This window comes from Streptomyces sp. NPDC004667, assembly GCF_040609475.1.
Classification (GTDB): domain Bacteria; phylum Actinomycetota; class Actinomycetes; order Streptomycetales; family Streptomycetaceae; genus Streptomyces.
Window position 1 is genome coordinate 1 of the sequence record NZ_JBEXKC010000240.1, and the last position, 2,237, is coordinate 2,237.

Genomic DNA, 2,237 nt, shown 5'->3' on the forward strand with positions numbered 1-2,237 from the left:
GCCCTCCCACCCCCTCGCGCCCGCCCCCGACCCCCCCCCCCCGGCCCCCCCCCCCGCCGTAGGTTCGTGGCACCCGGTCCGGAGCCTCCGCGGCCCCGGACCGGGGCCGTCAGTGGGCGCCGGCCAGGTCGACGGAGTCGAGGGCGGCGGCGTGCGCGTCCATGCGCTCGGCGGCGAGGATCGCGGCGGCGGTGTCGGCGCGGGACGCGGCGACGAGGAGGGCGCGGGCGGCGAGGTCGTGGGCGCGCCGGTGCAGCACCGCCGGGTCCTCGTCGGAGGCCCCCGCTGCGCGGGCCGGGCGGGCCCCGCGCAGCCGGGTCACCTGGGCGGCGATCTGCTCGGCGGCTTCGTCGAGCGCGAGCTCGTCGGTCAGGGTGAGCAGGGCCGACAGGTGTCCGGCGAGCTGGATGTCCAGCTCCTCGCCACGGCTGCGGCGCGGGTAGTCGGATGTGCCGTGGTGGCCGCCCTCGCGATGGTGGACGACCGGCTTCGTGCGGATCGGCTCGTACATGAGGAGGCCTCCTGCTGGGTCAGGAGACCATCCTACATTGGAACCGGTCTAAAGTTGAGTTGAATCCTGATGGAGTACGGCTGGAGCGGCCCCGCACGAGGGCCGCTCCAGGCGGACCCCGCCCGCTCACGGCTGGCTGTAGCCGTCCAGGAAGTTGCCGATCCGGGTGACCGCGTCCGCGAGGTCCTTCGCGTTGGGCAGCGTCACGATGCGGAAGTGATCGGGCTCGGGCCAGTTGAAGCCCGTACCGTGCACGACCATGATCTTTTCGGATCGCAGCAGGTCGAGGACCATCTGCCGGTCGTCCTTGATCTTGTAGACGGACGGGTCGAGCCGCGGGAAGGCGTACAGCGCACCCTTCGGCTTCACGCAGGTGACGCCCGGGATCTGGGTGAGCAGGTCGTACGCGACGTTGCGCTGCTCCAGGATCCGGCCGCCCGGCAGGACCAGGTCGTTGATCGACTGCCGGCCGCCGAGGGCGGTGGCGACGGCGTGCTGGGAGGGCATGTTCGCGCACAGGCGCATGTTGGCGAGGATCGTCAGACCCTCGATGTACGAGGCGGCGTGCTTCTTGGGGCCGCAGACGGCCATCCAGCCGGCCCGGTAGCCCGCGACGCGGTAGTTCTTCGACAGGCCGTTGAAAGTCAGCGTCAGCAGGTCGGGGGCGATCGCGGCGGTGTTGGTGTGGGTGGTGCCGTCGTAGAGGATCCGGTCGTAGATCTCGTCGGAGCAGACGACCAGGTTGTGGCGGCGCGCGATGTCCGTCAGCCCGCGGAGCATCTCGTCGTCGTAGACGGCGCCGGTCGGGTTGTTCGGGTTGATGATCACGATGGCGCGGGTGCGGTCGGTGATCTTGCGCTCGATGTCGGCGAGGTCGGGCATCCAGTCGGACTGCTCGTCGCACCGGTAGTGCACGGCGGTACCGCCGGCCAGGCTCACGGAGGCGGTCCACAGCGGGTAGTCCGGGGCCGGGACCAGCACCTCGTCGCCGTCGTCGAGCAGCGCCTGCATCGACATCTGGATCAGCTCGGAGACGCCGTTGCCGAGGTAGATGTCCTCGACGTCCAGGTCGATGCCCTTGGTCTGGTAGTGCTGCATGACCGCGCGGCGCGCCGACAGCAGCCCCTTCGCGTCCCCGTAGCCGTGGGCGTTGCCCAGGTTGCGGAGCATGTCCTCAAGGATCTCCGGCGGGCACTCGAAGCCGAAGGCCGCGGGGTTGCCGGTGTTGAGCTTGAGGATGCGATGACCTGCAGCTTCGAGCCGCATCGCCTCTTCGAGGACGGGGCCGCGGATCTCGTAGCAGACATTGGCGAGTTTCGTTGACTGGATCACCTGCATGACGGGAGCTTACGGCCCCCCGCAGCCGCCCGCTTGGCCATTTCGGCCGAACGTGGTGTAGGGAAATGTCCCGTTTCGCGCGATGGGTGGGTGGCGACCCCGTCCACCCTTTGAAACGGCGGCCCGCCGCCACCGTGACCTGCGGAATGAGTGGGGACCGGTCGGGGCGGCGGGGGTGTTGCGCTCGTCACTTGGGGGGTGGGGTCGGGGTGGGGTCGGGGGTGGGCGGCACACCCTCGATCCGGATCGGGGGAGGGCTGGGGGCGTCCCGCCAGTCCACTGTCCTTCCGTGGCGGGCCGGTCCCTCAAGGGCGCTCCTTCGTCGCGTCGCTTCGCGATGGCCTTCGGCCACCCTTGACCGACCGTCCCGCCACGGAATGCCAAAGAC

2 protein-coding genes are annotated in these 2,237 nt (G+C 70.5%); both read right to left on the reverse strand.

Annotated features, from left to right (window positions below):
- Positions 1–109: 109 nt before the first annotated feature.
- Positions 110–511 (reverse strand): hypothetical protein, encoded by a 402-nt coding sequence (locus tag ABZW32_RS39685; RefSeq protein WP_356225767.1) that lies wholly within the window; start codon positions 509–511, stop codon positions 110–112.
- A gap of 126 nt (positions 512–637) precedes the next feature.
- Complete coding sequence (locus ABZW32_RS39690; protein ID WP_356225768.1) at positions 638–1,849, reverse strand: pyridoxal phosphate-dependent aminotransferase; 1,212 nt, start codon at positions 1,847–1,849, stop codon at positions 638–640.
- Positions 1,850–2,237 lie beyond the last annotated feature (388 nt).